Origin of the sequence: Sphingobium sp. SA2 (assembly GCF_032227065.1) — a bacterium.
Lineage (GTDB): Bacteria > Pseudomonadota > Alphaproteobacteria > Sphingomonadales > Sphingomonadaceae > Sphingobium.
Map to the genome: position 1 here is coordinate 1157265 of NZ_JAPMXX010000006.1, position 18931 is coordinate 1176195.

Consider the following 18931-nt stretch of genomic DNA (forward strand, 5'->3'; position numbering starts at 1 on the left):
CCCTTAACGAACGAAGGAAGAGATTATGCGTCATAAAATGGGTCAGCGTAAGCTGCAACGCGCCACCGGCCATCGTAACGCACTGCTGCGCAACCTCGCCGCCTCGCTCATCAAGCATGAGCAGATCATGACCGGCACGGTCAAGGCAAAGGCGCTGCGTCCCTATGTCGAAAAGCTGATCACGCTGGCGAAGAAGGGTGGCCTGTCCAACCGTCGTCTCGCCCATGCGCGGCTGCAGGACGACACGCAGCTGATCAAGCTGTTCGAGACGCTGGCCGAGCGCTACAAGGATCGTAACGGCGGCTATACCCGCGTGATCAAGGCCGGTTTCCGCGCGTCGGACGCTGCGCCGATGGCGATCATCGAACTGGTCGATCGCGACGTCAGCGCCAAGGGTCAGGATTCCGGCCCGCTGCAGAATGAAGACGAGGACGAGCTGGAAGCAGCCTGATCCGTCAGTTTTGACTGTCGGCATGACCTGACAGTCGGACCATATTGCTTTATCAACAGGCCGCGGCTCTCAAGGGAGCTGCGGCCTGTTGGCGTTGAAGAAGACTGTGAGAGGATGCGCGCGTGTTTCGCCTGACCCTGCTGCCGCTGCTGCTGGCGGCGACGCCTGCGCTGGCCGGGCCGAACGCAGCCATCATCGACGCGGGCGCGCAGGATAGCAGTCTGCGCTACCCCGCCGCGCGACGGCTCGATCTGGTCGAGGATCATTTCGGCGTGAAGGTCGCCGACCCCTACCGCTGGCTCGAAAACGACCTGCGCGCCGACCCGGCGGTGCGCGACTGGGTGGCCCAGGAAAATGCGCTGACTCGCCGCTATATCGACGGGCTGCCCGGCCGCGATGCGCTCAAAGCGCGGATGCAGGCCTTGTTGTCGCATGGTCGCTACACCGTGCCGCGCAAGGCGGGTGGCCGCTATTTCTACGGCTATAACAAGGGTCTGCAGAACCAGACCCCGCTCTATGTGCGCGACGGGCTGGCGGGTGCGCAACGCTTGCTGCTCGATCCCAATGATTGGGCCAAGGACGGCGCGAGCGCGCTCGCCGAATGGGCACCGTCCCCCGACGGCCGCTACCTTGCTTATGCGATGCAGGAGGCGGGGAGCGATTGGCGCACCCTGCGCGTGCTGGACGTGGACAGCGGGCGGACGCTGGACGAACGGGTCGAATGGGTGAAATTCTCGCAGATCGCCTGGGACGGGCGGGGTGAGGGGTTCTTCTATTCCCGCTATGCCCCGCCAGCGGACGGCGAGACGTTTCGCTCCGCCAATGAGGGGCAGCAGCTTTTCTACCATCGGATCGGCACGGAACAGGCGCAGGACCAACTTGTCTACGAAACGCCCGACCGGCCCAAGCTCAGCCATCAGGCGCAGGTGACGAGCGATGGCGGCTGGCTGGTCATCAACAGTTTCGAAGGCATCGACAGCCGACGCGAAGTCCATGTCGCTGCGCTGGATGGCGGGCCAGTCAAGCCGCGCCAGCTGGTCAAGGGACCAACGCATGACTGGCGGCTGGTCGGCAGCCGGGGGACGATGCTCTACTTCATCACCAACAAATCCGCTGCTCGATCGCGGCTGGTGACTCTGGACGCCGCGCGGCCGCGCCGGGGGGCGAGGGAAGTGGTGGCGGAGCGGACGGAAACGCTGGCGGGCGGGTCGCTCGTCGGCAACCGGCTGGTCCTCGCCTATGTCAGCGAGGCGGAGACGATCGCCGAACTGGTCGAGCTGGACGGACGCAAGGTAGCGGATGTCCCCCTGCCGGGCATGGGCACAGCGGCGGGCTTTGGCGGGCGTGACGGCGACCCGGAAACCTTCTTCAGCTTCTCCGGCTTCGTAACGCCGTCCAGCATCTATCGGTTCGACACCGCGACCATGGAAAGCAGCGTGTTCGCGCAGCCCGAACTGCCCTTCAACCCCGATGATTTCGGTATCGAACAACGGCTCTACCCCTCCAAGGATGGCACGCCGATCCCGATCACCATCATCCGCAAGAAGGTGCTGGCGGACCGGGCGATCGCCGCGCCGACCATCCTCTATGGCTATGGCGGGTTCAACATCAGCCTGACGCCCGGCTATTCGGCGACGCGGCTTGCCTGGCTGGAGCAGGGCGGGGTCTATGCCATCGCCAATCTGCGCGGCGGTGGCGAGTTCGGCAAAGCCTGGCATGAGGCCGGACGCGGGGCGAACAAGCAGAATGTGTTCGATGATTTCATTGCGGCGGGCGAATGGCTCAAGAGCAATGGCTATACGCCCAAGGATGGCCTGGCGATCGAGGGGCGCTCCAATGGCGGGCTGCTGGTCGGCGCCGTGGTCAACCAGCGGCCCGACCTGTTCGCCGCTGCCCTGCCCGCGGTCGGAGTCATGGACATGCTGCGTTTCGACCGTTTCACCGCCGGGCGCTATTGGATCGATGATTATGGCTCGCCGGGCCGGGCCAAGGATTTCCCGCTCCTCTACGGCTACTCGCCCTATCACAATATATTGGACGGAAAGGACTATCCTGCCATCCTGGTGACCACGGCCGACACGGACGACCGGGTCGTGCCCGCGCATAGCTTCAAATATGCGGCGGCCCTCCAGGCGGCAGCGGTTGGCGACAGGCCCCGGCTATTGCGGGTGGAAAATCGTGCGGGCCATGGCGCGGGCAAGCCGATTGACAAGCTGATCGACGAATATGCCGACAGCTATGCCTTCGTGGCGCATTTCACCGGACTGACGATCCAGCGAAAGCCCCAATGACGCGCCCTCAATAATCCTTCGAATAGCGAAGGTTGGCTGACGACCCGGCGTTGGTTCCGGTCTTGGACAGCAGGCTGAGCGTCTTCGACAGGGCGATTTCCAACTGGGTCGCCGTGAAGCCGCGCGAATCGGTGATGATCTCCACATAAATATCGTTGGAGATGCGCTGGCCGACCGCGAGTGACGTGCCGCGTCCGGTCTGCTCGTCGCCTCCGACGATGCCGATCCGATCGATGCCGGTCGCGCCCTGCAGCTTGCCCATCGGGTTGAGTCCCCCGCTGCCGCCGCGCAAGCCGTTCAAGGCCGCTGCCAACTGGATCGCCTGCGTCGCCGACAGGTTGGCGACATTGTCGCCGAACAGGATGCGCGAGAGGATTTCGTCCTGCGGCAGGCTGGGTGTCGAGATGAAGGCGATGTCGGGCTGTTGCGCGCTGCCGGTGACTTGCAGGCCCGCCGTGACCGTATCGATCCGCGTCTCGGCCTTGATCGCCAGCGTCGGGTTCATCATCGGCCCGTTGAAGGTGATGATGCCCTGCTCCAGGTCGAACTGCTTGCCGGAGAAGCTGTAACGGCCCCGCAGCACTTCCAGCTTGCCGACGACGCGCGGATTGGCGGTGGTGCCGGTGACGCGCATGTCGGTCTTCCATTCGGAATCCAGCCCCATGCCGGTCACATAGATTTCATTGTCGGCCCGCACGCGAATGTCGAGCTTCCAGTCGGCTGGCTGTGCCGCAGTCTTGCGCGCGGCCATACGCTGGTCGAGGATATCGACACCCTCGCCCTTGCGACGCACACCCTGGAGCTGACGGATTTCCGTGCCGCCCTGCCATGCCACCTTGTAGCGGGTTTCGGGCAGGCTGAGGTCGCCCTTGATCAGCCCGCCATTGGCCGCGCTGTTGGTGATGGCCAGCGACCCGCTGACCACGCTGGTAATCGCTTCGCTGCGCGCGAGGCGTGCGCGGTCGAGCTTGACCGCAATGTTCATCGGGAAACCGCTCTCGGCCGCCAGTCCGACCGTGCCGGATGCCTGCACCGTGCCGTCGCCAGCGCGCCCTGAAAAGTCGCGAATGTCGAGCCGGTCGTTGGTGAAACGCCCGTCGAGTTTCATCTGCGTGACGCGGGTGCCGAACGTCTCATTCTCATAGGTCAGCGCATTGGCGCGGGCGATGCCGTTGACGCGCGGGGCCGTCAGCCGCCCGCTAAAGTCCGCAGCAACGGCGAGGCCGCCGGTCAGCTGCTGGTCGGCGAGTCCTGCGAAGGAGAAGAGGACATCGGCCGGGCCGGAATAGCGGATGCCGCCGCCCAGCGGGGCGGACTGGAGCTGTTCGCTCCAGCTTGCGCCGGGGCCGGGGGGGGCGAGCGTCGCGACGAAGCGGCCAAGCGTCGCGCTGCCGCGCCGGATCAGCCCGCGCATGTCGCCGCCTGCGGCGGACAGTTTGCCCTCCATCGTCATCGACACGGGGTCGGATACGGCCGACAGGCTCGACCGGCGGAAATCGGCGATGGCGAGGCGCGTGGTCGCGGTCGGGAAGGCATTGCCCTCCTGCACATAATCAAGCGCGCCCGTCATGCGACCGCCAATGCCCATGCCGGGGGCCGCCATGTTGACGATGGCGAGATCGAAATCCTTGAAGCGCGCCTGCACCGCGGTCGTGCCGCCGAAGCGCCCGGCCAGATCGACCTTGCCCTGCGGCAGGACCAGTGTCGCCGGGTCGAGGCGATAGCCGCTCGGCTCGGTGCGGATGATGGCGGGCTGGGCTAGGCGGAACGGGATGTTGCCCGCCTTGCCCTGCAACGCCACGGCGTAGAGATTGGAGCGTAGCGCGGCGTTGGCGGCGATCGAGAAGGGCACGCCACTGGAGCCGTCCGCAACCAGCTGGGCCTTGCCGCGCCCGCCCTGATATTCGAGCTTCGCCCGCGCCTTGCGGACGATATAGTCACCATAGGCGGCGTTGGCGATCTGGGCATCGGCGATGATGCGCGGTTGGTCGGTCAGCACCATCGATGCGGTGACGATCGCACGGCCGATCAGGATTTCTGCGTCGCCGGGCAATTTGGCGTTGCTGGCGGTCGCATTGACGTTCACGCCCTGCGCCTGACCGACGGCGGCGAGCCGGATCGCACCGGTGATGCCGGAGCCGTTCATCGCCAACTGGCCGGTAAAGGGACCGGCGGCGCTCTGCTGGATGCGGCCGTTCATGTCCACACCGGCAAAACGCGCGCGGGTGACGTCAATGGTGAGTGGACCTTGGGCGGTGCGGATCAGCACATTGGCGAAGAAAGGCCCATAGGGCGACCCACCGGTGGCTTCCAGGCGATAGCCCGCCGCTTCGCCATTCAGTTTTGCGACCACGTCGGACAGTTGCACGCCGACATTGGGCCGCGATGCGCGCAGCACCGCCTGCGGCCGTTCCATCGTCCCGCGCACGGTCAGCGCAAGCGGGCCATATTGGCGCGAGGAAGCTGTCGCGTCGAAGGCGATCGCGCCATCCGTATCATAGCTGCCCGACCCCGATTGGATCGTGAAGTTGGGCGCTGCGCCCTTGAGGCCTGCGAGCGTGAACTTGCCCTCCGGCGTCATGCCGATGCGGCCGCTGGCCACGGCATTGCCGCCCAGGAAATCGCGGACGGAGGCGTTCTCCCAGCGCGCGGTGCGCACGCCGAAGCGACCGGACAAGCCAAAGCCGCCCTTGGGGCCGGGCACCAGTTCGACATCGGTATTGAGATTGACGATACCCACACCGTCGATCTTATAGTCGTTGACCCTGCCTTTAAGCGCGCCGCGATAAAGGGCGTTGTCGAGATCGGCGAGGATGATCGCGGTGGCGTCGATCCGGTCGCTGTCGATCTTGAGATTGTCGCTGATCAGCTTGCCGCCCGCATAGGCGAAGTCGCCCTTCACGCGCAGATTATTCATCAGACCGCCTGCCGCGGCATTAAGGCCGGTTACGCGACTCGCCGTGGCGTTTACGGGAATGCGGATGCGGTCGGTGTCGATCACCGCGCGGCCAGAGGCCTTCAGATTTTCGATGCCGGTTGCATCGAACGCCAGATTTCTGGCGGTGATGTCATAGTCGATGAAGGGCGTCGCCATCGGCCCGTCGAGAATGATCGAGGCGCGCACATCGCGGCCGCGCACCTTCTCCATGATCGCGCCGGGGGTCAGCAGCGCGGCGTTGATCCGCAGCGCGCTAAAACGGCTGGCGGCAAGGTCGATGACGCCCTGTGCATCGGCGGATAGAGCAGGCGAGCGCAGCGTGCCTTTGAGGTTCACACGGCGTTCGTTGAGACCCGCAAACAGATCGACATCTAGTTGCGGTGCGGTCAGGCGATCGACGGTGCCCGCCATGACCAAGCCCGGACGCACCGGACCTTTGGCGGTGAAATTGCCATCGCGCGCGGCGATGGCGACGTTGGCAAGTTCGCCCCTGGGGCTGGTGGCGACGATGCGCCCGTCCCACGCCTGCCATGTGCCCTTGCCATCCAGGGTCGCAGTCATGCCATCGGTCAGGCCCGACATGGCGGCGATGACGCCGCCCTTGGGCGCGGTCAGCGTGCCGCTCATGGCCAGGCGGTTTTGCGACGGCACGGCGTCCAGCTTCGCCTGCAAACGGTCGCCGCTATCGACGATCGCATCGGCGGACAGGATCGCGCGGCCATCGGCGATATGCGTGACGCCATCGATAGCGATCTCGCGCTTCTGGCCAATCACGGGCCGGGCAAGGATGAACTTGTCGATCTTCATCCGGTCAACGTCGATGTCGAGGTCGGGCAGGATCGGCGCGTTGGGGTCGGTCGGCGTTTCGTTGAATTGGGGGCTGCGCGCCAGCACCACCAGCGGGGTTTCGAGCAGGCTGACCGAAATATGATTGTTGATGTAGCGGAATGGCTTCCACACCACATGCACGCGCGGGCTGACCGCGAACACGCCCTTGGGGTCGCGCAGGATCAGGTCGTGAATGACCATGTCGCTATAGATGGACCCGTCGATCCGCCCGACCTCGATTGCCATCCCCGATTCCATCTGGAACGCGGCGATCTGCTGGATCAGGAATTTCTTGCCCGGCTGGGTGTTAAGGCCAAGCAGCAACACGCCCGTCAGCAAGACCAGTGCGACGATCAAGCCGACAACGCCGATCACGATCTTTTGCCACAAGGGGCGACCCTGACGCACGGTGTCGATCCGGTCGGGGGTGAGGGTGTCGTCCTGCGTCATCAGAAAGCCTGCCCGATCCCGATATAGACGGCGAATTTGGATTCGCCCGGTTGCCGGTTGATCGGCATGGCGATGTCGGCGCGGAACGGACCGAAATTGGTATAGAAGCGCCCACCCAGACCCACGCCATAGCGCATGTCGGAAAATTCGGGGACCTGGCTTTCATACACCTGCCCCGCATCGACAAAGGCGACCACGCCATAATTGCCGAAGCGATAGCGCCCCTCGACCGCAAATTCATTGACGGATCGGCCGCCGATCGGGTCCGCGTTTACGTCCTTCGGTCCCAATTCCTGGAACCCGAAGCCGCGCACCGATCCGCCGCCGCCGGCATAGATGCGCCGCGATGGCGCGACATCGTCACGGGCCACACCGTTGATGGTGCCAAGGCGCGTGCGCGCGGCAATGACCAGGCTGTCCGACACCGGGAAATAGCCGCTCAAGTCGAACGTGCTGCGCACATAGGGCGAAACATTGCCCTGCAGCGAGGCTTCGGGCGACACGCGCAGATTGGCGCGGAAGCCCCTTGTGGGGTTGAGCAGGTCGTTGGACCGGTCATAGCCGACCTGCACCGGCAGCGCGCCGATGAAATAGGTCAGCCGGTTATTCTCGCCGGTGGCGGCGTTAATCGTGGTCTGTTCGTTCGACAGCAGGATTTCCGCGCCATAGCTATAGGTCCAGCGCTTCTGAAAGATCGGCGTCGATTGGCGCGCCCAGGTGATGTTGAGGCCAGCGGTAAAGGCTTCATAGGCATCATATTTCTGATGGTTGAGCAGCGCGCCCGCCTGGAACGTGCGGTCACGCTTGCCTGCATTGGAGCGGCGGAACGTGCCTGCCACGCCCTGTTCCTGCGTGCCCGCAACCACGCTGGCGATCAGCGCGCCTTCGGCCGGAAAGAGGTTGCGGTGGGTCCAGGTGCCTTCTGCGCGAAAGCCCTGGCCGGTGCCATAGCCAGCTTCGCCAGCCAACGTGCGCGGCGGACCTGCCTCCTGCTCGACATGCAGATCGACATATTCAGTTCCGTCCGGCCCGGCTTCGCCCGTGCGCACCGGATCCACGCCGACGCTGGCGAACAGGCCCGTCGCCACCAGTGCCTTGCGCAGGTCATCGACCTTGCGGCTGTCATAAAGTTGGCCTGGCTTGTAGCGGCGGATGACCTCCATATGGTCGGCGCCAAAGGCCTGCTTGTCGCCGCTCGTGGTGATCTTGCGGAATGTGCCACGCGGGCCGGTGTCGACGGGCAGGGTATAGTCGCCCGTTATGGTCGCCGGGTCGAGCAGGATGTCGCGCTCGCCCACCTTGGCAAAGGCATAGCCATTTTCCGGCAGCTTCAGCGCGACATTGGCTTCTGCACCCTCGATCGTGGTGGCGACGATATAATCGCCGGTCTTGAGCGGCAGGCTGTCACGGACCAGCCCCGGCGGTACGGTTTGCCCGGCGGTGATGACGATATCGCCGAGCGTGTAGCGTTTGCCAGGCGTCACCGAAACGACCGCCTTGAGCGTGCCGTCACCGGTCTGATCGAGGCTGGCGAGCGCGGTCGCGTCATAATAGCCTTCGGAATAGAGCAGCCGCACGGCGAGCTCCTCATCCTCCTGCGCGCGCGCCTGCACCATGGCGGCGGTTTCCGCCTTGCCATCGCCGTCGATCAGGGTCGATGCGTCCTTGAACGCATCCTCCAGGCCGGTCTTGCCGAACCCGTCGATGCTGGTCGCATAGCGGATGTCGGGCTGCTCGGCATTGGGATCATCGTCGGACGCGGCATTGGCGGGCACGGTGACGCTGTCGAGCGGGGCCAAGGGCTGGGCGAGTTCCACCTCCTGCGCGGGTTCGGTCGCAGGCGGCAACTGCGTCGGGGCGTCGGCCTGTAGTGGCATCTGCTGGTCGATCCAGCTGTCGATGGAAGGAAGAGGCGCCGATGAATCCGTATTTTCGACCTGCGGCAGGCGCGCCTCGAACTGATCGTCGGGCAGGATCGGTTCTTCGCTCGATGCCGCGTCATAGGGGAGCGCAGGCACAGGATCACTGGTCGTCTGCGCCATGAGAGGCAGGGGCGATGCGGTGACGAGGATAAGGCCCAACATGCGCCGGACATGATGTGCCTGCCGTCTGATCATGAAAATGCGATGCCCCTTCATCGCCAGCCCTGCAATTGGCCGACGAACTTCCAATACGCGCAACGGGTTGCGACGGTTCCGTTCCGGCGACGATTAGCCGCGACGGGGGCGCTTCCCACCGGCCCAAGGCCCGTCTAGAGCAAGCGCATGACATTTGCGCTCAATATTTCGCGATCCCTGATGGGCCAACCCTGGCGTTGGCGGGGGGAGGGGGCGGACGCGCGCGACCCCGGCTATCTGCCCGATGACCTGGTGACGCAATTGCTGATGGCGCGCGGCTGCCCGCGCGAGGCGCTGGAGGCGCATCGCAACCCGACGATCCGCGCCTTCATGCCCGATCCCAGCCTGTTCCGCGACATGGACGCGGCGGCCGAGCGATTGGCCGATGCCGTGCAGCGCGGCGAGGATGTGCGCATCTTCGGCGACTATGATGTGGACGGCGCGACCAGCGCGGCGCTGCTGATCCGATTGCTGCGCGATCTGGGGCTGGAGGCCAAGCCCTATATCCCCGATCGCCTGATGGAGGGCTATGGCCCGTCGGGCGAGGCCCTGGTGCGCCTGGCGGGCGAAGGGGCGACCCTGATCGTCACCGTCGATTGCGGTGCGCAGGCGTTCGAGGCGCTGGCGATGGCGAAGGCCACCGGCGTCGATGTCGTGGTAGTCGATCACCATAAATGCAGCGCGGCGCTGCCCGAAGCCCTGGCGCTGGTAAACCCCAATCGGCTGGACGAGGGGGACGAAGCGGCAACGCATGGCCATCTGGCTGCCGTCGGTGTCGCATTCCTGCTGGGCGCGGCGCTGGTGCGGCTGTTGCGCGGGCGCGGCTGGTTCGCGACGCGGGCGGAACCCGCGCTGATGGAATTGCTTGATATTGTCGCGCTCGGCACGGTGGCGGACGTAGCGCAACTGCGCGGCCTCAACCGCGCCTTCGTGGCGCAGGGGCTCAAGGTGATGGCCAAGCGGCGCAACATCGGCCTCGCCGCCCTGATCGACGCCAGCCGCCTGACCCGCGCGCCGCTGTGCCATGATCTGGGCTTTGCATTGGGGCCGCGCATCAACGCGGGCGGGCGCGTGGGGCAGGCGGATCTTGGCGTGCGGTTGCTTACGACGCTGGACCCGTCGGAGGCGGCGCGGATCGCGGGACAGCTCGACCATTATAATGAGGAGCGCCGCGCGATCGAATCGACGGTGCAGGAACAGGCCGAAGCGCTGCTCGACGCGCAGGGCAATCGCGCCGTCGCGGTGATTGCCGGGCTGGGCTGGCATCCGGGCGTCATCGGCATCGTCGCGGGACGGATCAAGGAAAAGACTGGGCGACCGGCGATCGTTATCGCGCTGGACGAGGATGGCGTGGGCAAGGGGTCGGGCCGGTCGATCTCCGGCGTGGATTTGGGCGCGGCGGTGATGGCGGCCAAGGATAGCGGTCTGCTGGTCGCGGGCGGCGGTCATGCCATGGCGGCCGGGCTGACCGTCGCGGCAGACAAGGTCGATGCGCTCGCCGATTTTCTGGACGAACGACTGGCAAGCGCTGTGGCGCGCGCGCGCGACGACCGGGCGTTGTTGATCGACGCGGTGCTGGCCCCGGCGGGCGTGAACCCGGAATTTGTCGCCGCGATCGAGCAGGGCGGCCCCTATGGCGCGGGCTGGCCCGCCCCCCGGATTGCCGCTGGCCCCATGCGCGTGGTCAAGGCCGATGTGGTCGGCAATGGCCATCTGCGCGCGATCATGGCGGGCGCGGACGGCCGGTCGATCAAGACCATCGCCTTTCGTCAGGCCGAAAGTGACATGGGCCAGGCGATATTGGGCGCGTCCTACGACCGGCGGCTGTGGGTTGCGGGACGCGCGAAAATCGACGACTGGGGCAGCCGTCCCGCCGCCGAACTGCATCTGGACGACGCCGCCTGGGCCGACTGAGTGGCAGGCGCGTTTTTGCCCGCAAAAGGGGTTGACCGCCGCGCCGTCTCCTCCTAATGCCCCCCTCACTTCGCAGCGCCGCTTGGCCGGTCGTTGTATGTGGTCCCATCGTCTAACGGTTAGGACACTGCCCTTTCACGGCAGCGATACGGGTTCGAATCCCGTTGGGATCACCAGTTTCTCTACAGCGAAGATGCCGGAAAGCGCCTGAATGGCATTTCCCTCAATGTCATTTACGCAAAACGTTCCATACCAAAGCGCTCGTCGTCGTCATATGACTACAGGGCGCTGATGATGGGTGCCGATATGACCGGTTTCCTGGCTTCTGATCCGGCCAGAACATCCAAGGCATGCAGGGTTGTTCCCTCCCCTAACTCAGGCGAAACAACGCGCTGGCATGCGGCGCAAGGCGCGTGACTACATGGCCCGTGACCGGACCCATGTCGCGTCGCTTCCACAGATCGCGCGCCGCTGCAGAACCGTCGACACCGACATTCGCCAGCGGCACCGAAACGTCCCGCGTCTTGGTCCCAAGGTTGAACAGCGCAAGATAGCGCGCCTTCCCGTCCTCGGACGCCGCCGACCAGACCCGCAATCCGTCTTCAAGGAAGTGCGGGCGGTTGTCCTGGCTTGCCTGGTTGACTGCCAGCACTTCGGGGTTGGTCAGCAGCGCCAGCGTGGCCGCATCGAGGTGGCGCAGGTCGCCGCCCATGATCAACGGCGATCGGGTGATCGACCATAAAGTCATCAATGTCTGCTGTTCGTCGGGCGTGAACCGCGACATCCGCTCGCCCAAGGCAATGCGACCGAGCGGCAACATGTCCGCATCGGGCCAGGCGCCGGGACCACGAAACGGCGTCCAATTCTCCAGCCGGGTGAACTGCGCTTCCAATTGCGCCCATTCGTCCCAGAAATCGTCGGAAATGCGCCACATCTGCGCATGACGGCGGACATGGTCGCCGCGCAGAAGCGGCGTCTCGCCGGGCGACAGGCTCAGGATCATTGGCCGCCCGCAGCGGGCAATGGCTGTCGCCGCCGCTTCGATCTCCGGCGCGCGGCTGTCATAGGGACGGCTCATATCGTCCATCTTGATGAAATCGACACCCCATGAGGCATAGAGTTTGAACAGCCCGTCATAATAGGCCTGCGCGCCGGGCTTCGTCATGTCGACGCCATACATGTCCGGGTTCCACGCACAGATGGATGTGGTGTCGGCGATATCCTGCGCGCGGACATTCGTGCCGAGGATCGGCAGGTTCAGCTTCACCGCTTGGCGCGAAATGCCGCGCATGACATGAATGCCAAATTGCAGCCCCATCGCATGGACCTTCGCGGCAATCGGCGCGAAGCCCTCACCACCCTTGGCCGATGGAAAGCGATTGGGCGCGGGCACCAGCCGCCCATGGGCGTCCAGCGCCGGAACCGGGTTGGCATTATAGGTGTAGCTGCTCGCTTCCGGCTCATACCACTGAATGTCGATCGTGAAGACGTTATAGCCCGATGGCAGCAAGGCGTCCCGCATGATCGCAGCGGTCTCCAGCGCCTGATCCTCAGTGATGGTGCCCGCAAAACTGTTCCAGCTGTTCCAACCCATGGGCGGGCGCGGGGCCAGTACAGCCCCTTGCGAGCCTGAGCGCGAGGGGGACATCGGCGTCTCCGCGACGGCTCGTTGTGCAACGCCTGCAAGAGAAGCCGCAGCCGTAGCGAATATAGCTGTTCGACGGGAGATATCCATGAGTAGGCCTGTCCTCTGCCAGCAGAAATCAGGCCATATTTGTCAGACAATATCCGGCGGCGCAACTTGGGAGGACAAGGTCTCGGATCAACACCGCAGACCTAGAGCTGAAAATGGATGAGCGCAGCGTTAATAATGGCTTAGTCCCTCCCGGCGACCTTGATCTCTTTGCCCAGCATCGATTGCACATACAGGCGCTGCACCGCGACGAACACGACCACCGTCAGCGGCGCGGCCAGCAGCACGCCGAGGAAGCCGAACAGCAGGCCGGCGGCGAAGACGGCGAACAGCAGCACCGCCGGGGGCACATCGACGGCATGTTTCTGGATCATCGGCTGCAGGAAATTGCCCTGCAATTGCTGGATCACCAGAAAGAGCAACAGGGTCCACAGCGCGGTCATCGGCGACACGGTGAAGGCCAGCAGCACGGCGGGTACGCCCGAAATGACCGGTCCGATCATCGGAATGATGTCGAGCAGGCCAGCGATCACGCCCAAGCCGCCCGCAGCAGGTACGCCCAGCAAGGCAAGCCCCGCCCAGGTGAACGCAGCGACGACCAGCGAGGACACCGCTTGCCCCACCATCCATCCGCGCAGCCCGCCCGACGCATCGTCCAGCGCCAGCGCGACCGTCTCCTCGGCCCTCTTCGGGATCAGCAGCAGCAGGCCCCGGCGATAGGTGGCGGGATCGCCCGCCAGGAAGATCGCGCCGACCAGGACCAGCACGAAATCGGCAAGGCCGCTGCCCGCTGCCAACGCATAGCCGCCCGCCTGCGACACCAGTTGCGACACATCCTTGCCGCCACCCTCGACCAGTTGCCGCGCCCGTTCGCCAAGGCCATAGCGGTCGAGCAGCCCCTCCACGCTTTGCAGCGCGCGGGGGACGGTTTCGCGGATCGTATCGAACTCCTGCGCCAGTTGCGACCCGAACAGCGCGAACGCGCCCACGAACAGGGTGATCATGCCGATGACCGACAAAGCGAGCGCCATCGACCGCTTCATGCCGGTGATGCGGCACAACCAGTTGGCGATCGTGTCGAACACCGCACCAATCACGATCGCCGCGAACACCAGCATCAGGAAGCGGGTCAGTTCGACCATGATCCATGCCAGGCCGACGATACCGACGACCACCAATGCGGCATTGGCAACCCGGCCGGGGCTGTAGGATGTTGCGGAAGACGCCGGTGCCGGCTGTGATTGCGCCGTGGCGGCGTCGTCATGATCAAGGGTCATGCACGCCTTCTATCGTGCATGATCCATCGTGCAACCTGTTGCTGGCGCGAATGCGCCACGGGCTATTCCGCGGTCGGCCCGGCCAACGCCTCGCGCATGATATAATAGAGGCTGTGCTGCTCGATCGTGCCCTTGACCAGATGTGCCATCGGCCCTGAAGCACGGGCGAGGACATCGTCGCCGCCATGGGTTTCGGACCCCAGCGGCACCAGCGCCTGCTGGCGATAATCGAGTGCGGTGGTGTCGGTCTGGAGCGGGTCGGCGCGCGGCGTGTCGATCGTCGCGCCCGGTCCATTGGCATAGCCCAATGTCGTATAGCCCTTGCCGTCCTTGGCCTTGAGCGCCTGGCCGCCATTGGTCACCGCGCCCAGGATAGGGTTGCCCCGGCCGGGATAGCCGCTCATCGCGAACGTGTGGCTATGGTCGGCCGTGACCAGCACCAGCGTATCGGCGCGATTGGTCATGTCCATCGCGACCTTCACCGCCTCATCGAGCGCGATCGTGTCTTCCAGCGCGCGGCGGGCGTTCCCGGCATGGTGGGCATGGTCAATCCGGCCCGCTTCCACCAGCAGTATATAGCCCTTGTCGCGGCTGCCCAACATCGTGATCGCCGAACGGGTCATGTCCGCCAGCGACGGTTCGCCGCCTGTGTCCTTGGCGCGGTCGGCCTCATATTGCATATGGTCGGGCTCGAACAGGCCTAGCAGGCGGGGCGTGCGGGTCAGGTCGACCTTGGCGAAATCCGCGCTGTTCCAGACATAGGCCCCGCGCGGATTGCGCCGCTGCCAGGCCTTGGTCAGGTCTTTGCGGTCGGTGCGCTTGCCCGTCATGGCGGCATATTCGGGATCGCGGCTGGTGGTCGGCAGGAAATTGGCGCGCCCCCCGCCCAGGATCAGGTCGAGCCGCGCGCCGACGTCGCCCTCCACCATCTGCCGCGCAATGTCGATGCAGCCCTGCGCGCGGGCGTCGGGCGTCAGGTCGCCATCGGCTTCCCAGTCGCGCTGGGCGGTGTGGGCATAGGTGGCGGCGGGCGTCGCATGGGTGATGCGCGCGGTCGAGATCACGCCGGTCGCCATGCCCTGACCCTGCGCAAAGCCGAACAGCGAGGGCAGGCGATGCGCCTTGCTCGTCGCGCAGTCATTTTCCGGCACTTCCGGGCCGACGCCGATGACGCCGTTGCGGGTCTTGACCCCGGTCAGGATCGCCGTCGCGGTCGGCGCGGAATCCGACACTTGCCCGTCATGCGAATAGGTTTTGACCTGCGCCGTGCTGGACAGCCGGTCCATGGTCGGCACGAAGGATTCGCCGTCCACGCCCTGGCGCTGCCCCTGATGGATGCGCGCCGCCGTCAGCGTGCTGACCCCCATGCCATCGCCGATGAACAGGATGATGTTGCGCGCCTTGCCGACGACCGGCGCGTCTGCCTTGATCCGCTCCAGCTCGGCCATCGCCTGCGCGCGATAGGCGTCAGTAGTGCTGGCATGTTGCGCCAGCGCCGGGCTGGCAGCGAATAGCAAAGCAAGAACGGACGAACGGGCAAGACGGCGGGCAGCGACCATGAAGAGACTCCTTTGCCGCACCCCCTTTCATCCAATCATGACAGAGATGCTACATTATCGGAATATTTCGATACCTCTCGAAATGTCGTTGACGAGCCCTTGGCAGCGCCATATTTCGACAAATATCGAATAAAGGACTCGCCATGGATCAGGACAAGGCCGTCGCGGCGCTGGCCGCGCTGGCACAGGACACCCGCCTTTCGGTCTTCCGCCTGCTGGTGAAGGCCGGTCCTGATGGCATGATTGCTGGTGCCTTGGCCGAAGCGATGGATGTCCCGCCCTCGACCATGTCGCATCATCTGGCAAAGCTGGAACAGGCAGGCCTCACCACCTCCTGGCGCACCAGTCGCCTCATCCATTATGCCGCCGACTATGCCGGGATGCAGGCGCTGCTCGGCTTTCTGATGGCCGATTGCTGCCAGGGCGATCCGACGCTGTGCGCCGGCCTTCTTTCTTCCATTACGTGCGACGCCGTTTCCGAAGGAGCCCCAGCATGACCGACAAAGTCTATAATGTCCTGTTCCTGTGTACCGGCAATTCGGCCCGCTCGATCCTGGGCGAAGCGCTGATGAACAAGCTGGGCGCGGGCCGGTTTCGCGCCTGGAGCGCGGGCAGCCAGCCCAAGGGTGCGGTCCATCCCATGGCCCTGTCCGTCCTGTCGGGGTTTGGGTTCGAGACGGAGGGCATGCGCTCGAAAAGCTGGGACGAGTTCGCCGCGCCCGGTGCGCCGCAGTTCGATTTCATCTTCACCGTCTGCGACAATGCGGCCGGCGAGGCCTGCCCGGTGTGGATCGGCCACCCCATGACCGCCCATTGGGGCATCGAAGACCCGGCTGCTGTGGACGGGGAGGGGCAGCGCGACGCTTTCCTCACCGCGCTGCGCTATCTGCGCAACCGCATCACGCTCTTTTTGGAACTGCCGCTCGACGCGCTGGATGCCATGGCGACGCAGCGCAGGCTCAAGGAAATCGGCCAAGGCGAGGGTGCCAGCGCGCAGGCGGGAGCAAACGCATGACCCACGACATCATCATCTATCATAACCCCGAATGCGGCACATCGCGCAACACGCTGGCGATGATCCGCAATGCGGGCATCGAACCGCATGTGATCGAATATCTGAAAACGCCACCGTCGCGCGCGCTGCTCGAAAGCCTGATCGCCCGCGCCGGGATGACGCCGCGCGCCCTGCTGCGCGAAAAGGGCACGCCCTTTGCCGAATTGGGGCTGGACGATGACAGCCTGTCCGACGCCGCACTGATCGACGCGATGATGGCGCACCCCATCCTCATCAACCGCCCGCTGGTGGTCTCGCCGTTGGGCGTCAAACTCTGTCGTCCCTCCGAAGCGGTGCTGGATATCCTTCCGGCGGCGCAGCAAGCGGCCTTCGCCAAGGAAGATGGCGAGCAGGTGATTGACGCCATGGGCCAGCGCAGCCCCAAGCCGGTCGGGAGCGAATAATCATGGCCACCGCATCCGCCTCGCCGCTCGGCCTGTTCGAACGCTGGCTCTCGCTCTGGGTCGCGCTGGCGATCGCGGTTGGGATCGTGGCGGGCAATGTCGCGCCCGGTGCCTTCGCGATGCTGGCCGGGCTGGAAATAGCCTCGGTCAACCTGATCGTCGCGGTGCTGATCTGGACGATGATCTATCCGATGATGGTCGGCGTCGATTTCGGCAGCATCCGCGACATCGGCCGCAAGCCGCGCGGCCTCATCATCACCATCGTCATCAACTGGCTGGTCAAGCCCTTCACCATGGCGGCGCTCGCCGTCCTGTTCTTCGACTATCTCTATAGCGGCCTTATTCCGCGTGGCGATGCCGACCAATATATTGCCGGGCTGATCCTGCTGGGCGCCGCGCCCTGCACCGCGATGGTGTTTGTCTGGTCGCAGATGACGCGCGGCGACCCGGCCTATACGCTCGTGCAGGTGTCGGTGAACGATCTGGTGATGATCGTCGCCTTCGCACCCATCGTCGCGCTGCTGCTCGGCGTCACGGACATCGTGGTGCCGTGGGAAACGCTGCTGCTCTCGACCCTGCTCTATGTCGTGATCCCGCTTGCGGCGGGGGCTTTGACGCGGCATCGCGTGATCGCCGCGCATGGCGGCGATGCGGCCGCGGTCGACGCCTTCACCGCCCGGCTCAAGCCCTGGTCGATCATCGGCCTGTTGGCGACCGTGGTGCTGCTCTTCGCTTTCCAGGCCGAAACCATCGTCGGGCAACCGTTGCTGATTGCGCTGATCGCGGTGCCGATCATCCTCCAATCCTATGGCATTTTCGCGCTCGCCTATGCCTGGGCCTTCGCCTGGAAGGTGCCGCACCGAATCGCGGCACCCTGCGCGCTCATTGGCACGTCCAACTTCTTTGAACTGGCGGTCGCGGTCGCGATCGGCCTGTTCGGCCTGTCGAGCGGCGCGGCGCTGGCGACGGTGGTGGGCGTGCTGGTCGAAGTGCCGGTGATGCTCTCGCTGGTCGCCTTCGCCAACCGCACCCGCTCGCGCTTTGCGGAGGATGCTGCATGAGCGCCACTATGCCGTTCGCCTATCTCCGTCCGCTCGCCGATCCCGACCATCTGCCCGCGCTGCACCCCGACTATGCGCATCGCCAACCCGCGCTGGGCTTAGGCGCTCTCGACCCACCGCCGCGCATCCTGCTGCTCTATGGATCGCTGCGCGAGCGCTCCTATTGGCGGCTGGTGGTCGAGGAAGCCGCGCGCCTGCTGCAGTTTTTCGGCTGCGAAACCCGCATCTTCGACCCGCGCGACCTACCGCTGCCCGATCAGGTGGCGGGCGACGATCACCCCGCCGTCCATGAACTGCGCGCCCATTCGCTCTGGTCGGAAGGGCAGATCTGGTGCAGCCCCGAACGCCATGGCCAGATCACCGGCATCATGAAGGCGCAGGTCGATCATCTGCCGCTGGCCTATAAAGGACTGCGCCCGACACAGGGGCGCACGCTGGCGGTGATGCAGGTGTCGGCCGGATCGCAATCCTTCAACAGCATCAACACGCTGCGCGTCCTTGGCCGCTGGATGCGGATGTTCACCATTCCCAACCAGTCCTCCGTCGCCAAAGCCTATGAAGAATTTGACGAGGCCGGTCGGATGAAGCCATCCCCTTATTATTACCGCATCGTCGATGTGGTGGAGGAACTGGTCCGCTTCACCGTCCTGCTGCGACCCCATGCCGAGCAGTTGGTGGACCGCTATTCGGAGCGCAAGGATCGCAACGAGCCGGTGGCGACCCATGTCGAGAAGGCCGGGCTGGCGACATCCGACTGACTCGTCGTCCGCGCCCGTCACTCTTGCGCCGATCAGGCATCTTGGATAAGGCGACCGCATCCATTGGACCCGGCATCGTCGGGTGGCTCGGCCCGGCGCCTATCCCCGGGATAACCATTAGCGAATTTGGGCTTCG

13 protein-coding genes, 1 tRNA gene and 1 other annotated feature are annotated in these 18931 nt (G+C 65.0%); of the genes, 9 read left to right on the top strand and 5 right to left on the bottom strand.

All coding sequences use genetic code 11. The features are described from left to right. Window positions 1-25 precede the first annotated feature (25 nt). The gene (gene rplQ / locus OVY48_RS13330; protein ID WP_037477453.1) at window positions 26-451 is read left to right on the top strand and encodes a 50S ribosomal protein L17; all 426 of its coding nucleotides are present in this window, start codon (window positions 26-28) and stop codon (window positions 449-451) included. Window positions 452-573: 122 nt separating this feature from the next. Further along, complete coding sequence (locus tag OVY48_RS13335) at window positions 574-2742, top strand: prolyl oligopeptidase family serine peptidase (RefSeq protein ID WP_409593246.1); 2169 nt, start codon at window positions 574-576, stop codon at window positions 2740-2742. 7 nt (window positions 2743-2749) lie between these two features. Here the strand turns inward: OVY48_RS13335 and OVY48_RS13340 are convergent, their stop codons facing one another. Both OVY48_RS13340 and OVY48_RS13345 read right to left on the bottom strand, forming a co-directional pair. After that, on the bottom strand, window positions 2750-6958 hold the full coding sequence (locus OVY48_RS13340; RefSeq protein ID WP_313923171.1) for a translocation/assembly module TamB domain-containing protein: 4209 nt from the start codon (window positions 6956-6958) through the stop codon (window positions 2750-2752). Beyond that, window positions 6958-9075: a BamA/TamA family outer membrane protein gene (locus OVY48_RS13345; protein WP_313923172.1), complete on the bottom strand. Its 2118-nt coding sequence runs from the start codon at window positions 9073-9075 to the stop codon at window positions 6958-6960. Before OVY48_RS13345 ends, OVY48_RS13340 begins: the two co-directional genes overlap by 1 nt. A 147-nt stretch (window positions 9076-9222) precedes the next feature. Between OVY48_RS13345 and recJ the strand changes: the two genes are divergently transcribed. Both recJ and OVY48_RS13355 read left to right on the top strand, forming a co-directional pair. Continuing rightward, on the top strand, window positions 9223-10989 hold the full coding sequence (gene recJ, locus OVY48_RS13350) for a single-stranded-DNA-specific exonuclease RecJ (RefSeq protein ID WP_313923173.1): 1767 nt from the start codon (window positions 9223-9225) through the stop codon (window positions 10987-10989). Window positions 10990-11090: 101 nt separating this feature from the next. Beyond that, window positions 11091-11165 (top strand) — tRNA-Glu (locus tag OVY48_RS13355). 194 nt (window positions 11166-11359) lie between these two features. Here the strand turns inward: OVY48_RS13355 and OVY48_RS13360 are convergent. The 3 genes from OVY48_RS13360 to OVY48_RS13370 all read right to left on the bottom strand — a co-directional run bounded on the left by OVY48_RS13360 (window position 11360) and on the right by OVY48_RS13370 (window position 15518). Further along, on the bottom strand, window positions 11360-12724 hold the full coding sequence (locus OVY48_RS13360) for a glycoside hydrolase family 27 protein (protein ID WP_409593249.1): 1365 nt from the start codon (window positions 12722-12724) through the stop codon (window positions 11360-11362). A 140-nt stretch (window positions 12725-12864) separates the two neighbouring features. Continuing rightward, window positions 12865-13959, bottom strand: coding sequence for an AI-2E family transporter (locus tag OVY48_RS13365; RefSeq protein ID WP_313923175.1), 1095 nt, complete (start codon window positions 13957-13959; stop codon window positions 12865-12867). A gap of 62 nt (window positions 13960-14021) precedes the next feature. Next, window positions 14022-15518, bottom strand: a complete 1497-nt coding sequence (locus OVY48_RS13370; RefSeq protein WP_313923176.1) for an alkaline phosphatase — start codon at window positions 15516-15518, stop codon at window positions 14022-14024. A 143-nt stretch (window positions 15519-15661) separates the two neighbouring features. On the opposite strand from OVY48_RS13370, the gene OVY48_RS13375 reads away from it, so the two are divergent. Genes OVY48_RS13375 through arsH form a run of 5 tightly spaced genes read left to right on the top strand, consistent with a single transcriptional unit; the run spans window position 15662 to window position 18795 of the window. After that, window positions 15662-16015: a helix-turn-helix transcriptional regulator gene (locus OVY48_RS13375; RefSeq protein WP_313923177.1), complete on the top strand. Its 354-nt coding sequence runs from the start codon at window positions 15662-15664 to the stop codon at window positions 16013-16015. Further along, on the top strand, window positions 16012-16533 hold the full coding sequence (locus OVY48_RS13380) for an arsenate reductase ArsC (protein WP_313923178.1): 522 nt from the start codon (window positions 16012-16014) through the stop codon (window positions 16531-16533). Before OVY48_RS13375 ends, OVY48_RS13380 begins: the two co-directional genes overlap by 4 nt. Next, window positions 16530-16976 (top strand): arsenate reductase (glutaredoxin), encoded by a 447-nt coding sequence (arsC, locus tag OVY48_RS13385; protein WP_313923179.1) that lies wholly within the window; start codon window positions 16530-16532, stop codon window positions 16974-16976. The genes OVY48_RS13380 and arsC overlap by 4 nt, the downstream gene beginning before the upstream one ends. 2 nt (window positions 16977-16978) lie before the next feature. After that, window positions 16979-18037: an ACR3 family arsenite efflux transporter gene (arsB, locus tag OVY48_RS13390; RefSeq protein WP_313923180.1), complete on the top strand. Its 1059-nt coding sequence runs from the start codon at window positions 16979-16981 to the stop codon at window positions 18035-18037. Beyond that, on the top strand, window positions 18034-18795 hold the full coding sequence (gene arsH, locus OVY48_RS13395; protein WP_409593251.1) for an arsenical resistance protein ArsH: 762 nt from the start codon (window positions 18034-18036) through the stop codon (window positions 18793-18795). The genes arsB and arsH overlap by 4 nt, the downstream gene beginning before the upstream one ends. A 62-nt stretch (window positions 18796-18857) precedes the next feature. Next, window positions 18858-18911 (top strand) — a sequence feature (sul1 is cis-regulatory element that is thought to sense ions involved in sulfur or methionine metabolism; They are found in Alphaproteobacteria). Window positions 18912-18931 lie beyond the last annotated feature (20 nt).

Coding starts and splice junctions, on each gene's coding strand:
- recJ (WP_313923173.1), top strand. CDS start 9,223: ATGACATTTGCGCTCAATATTTCGCGATCCCTGATGGGCCAACCCTGG.
- OVY48_RS13365 (WP_313923175.1), bottom strand. CDS start 13,959: ATGACCCTTGATCATGACGACGCCGCCACGGCGCAATCACAGCCGGCA.
- OVY48_RS13370 (WP_313923176.1), bottom strand. CDS start 15,518: ATGGTCGCTGCCCGCCGTCTTGCCCGTTCGTCCGTTCTTGCTTTGCTA.
- rplQ (WP_037477453.1), top strand. CDS start 26: ATGCGTCATAAAATGGGTCAGCGTAAGCTGCAACGCGCCACCGGCCAT.
- arsH (WP_409593251.1), top strand. CDS start 18,034: ATGAGCGCCACTATGCCGTTCGCCTATCTCCGTCCGCTCGCCGATCCC.
- arsB (WP_313923180.1), top strand. CDS start 16,979: ATGGCCACCGCATCCGCCTCGCCGCTCGGCCTGTTCGAACGCTGGCTC.
- OVY48_RS13340 (WP_313923171.1), bottom strand. CDS start 6,958: ATGACGCAGGACGACACCCTCACCCCCGACCGGATCGACACCGTGCGT.
- OVY48_RS13380 (WP_313923178.1), top strand. CDS start 16,012: ATGACCGACAAAGTCTATAATGTCCTGTTCCTGTGTACCGGCAATTCG.
- OVY48_RS13375 (WP_313923177.1), top strand. CDS start 15,662: ATGGATCAGGACAAGGCCGTCGCGGCGCTGGCCGCGCTGGCACAGGAC.
- OVY48_RS13345 (WP_313923172.1), bottom strand. CDS start 9,075: ATGATCAGACGGCAGGCACATCATGTCCGGCGCATGTTGGGCCTTATC.
- OVY48_RS13360 (WP_409593249.1), bottom strand. CDS start 12,724: ATGGATATCTCCCGTCGAACAGCTATATTCGCTACGGCTGCGGCTTCT.
- arsC (WP_313923179.1), top strand. CDS start 16,530: ATGACCCACGACATCATCATCTATCATAACCCCGAATGCGGCACATCG.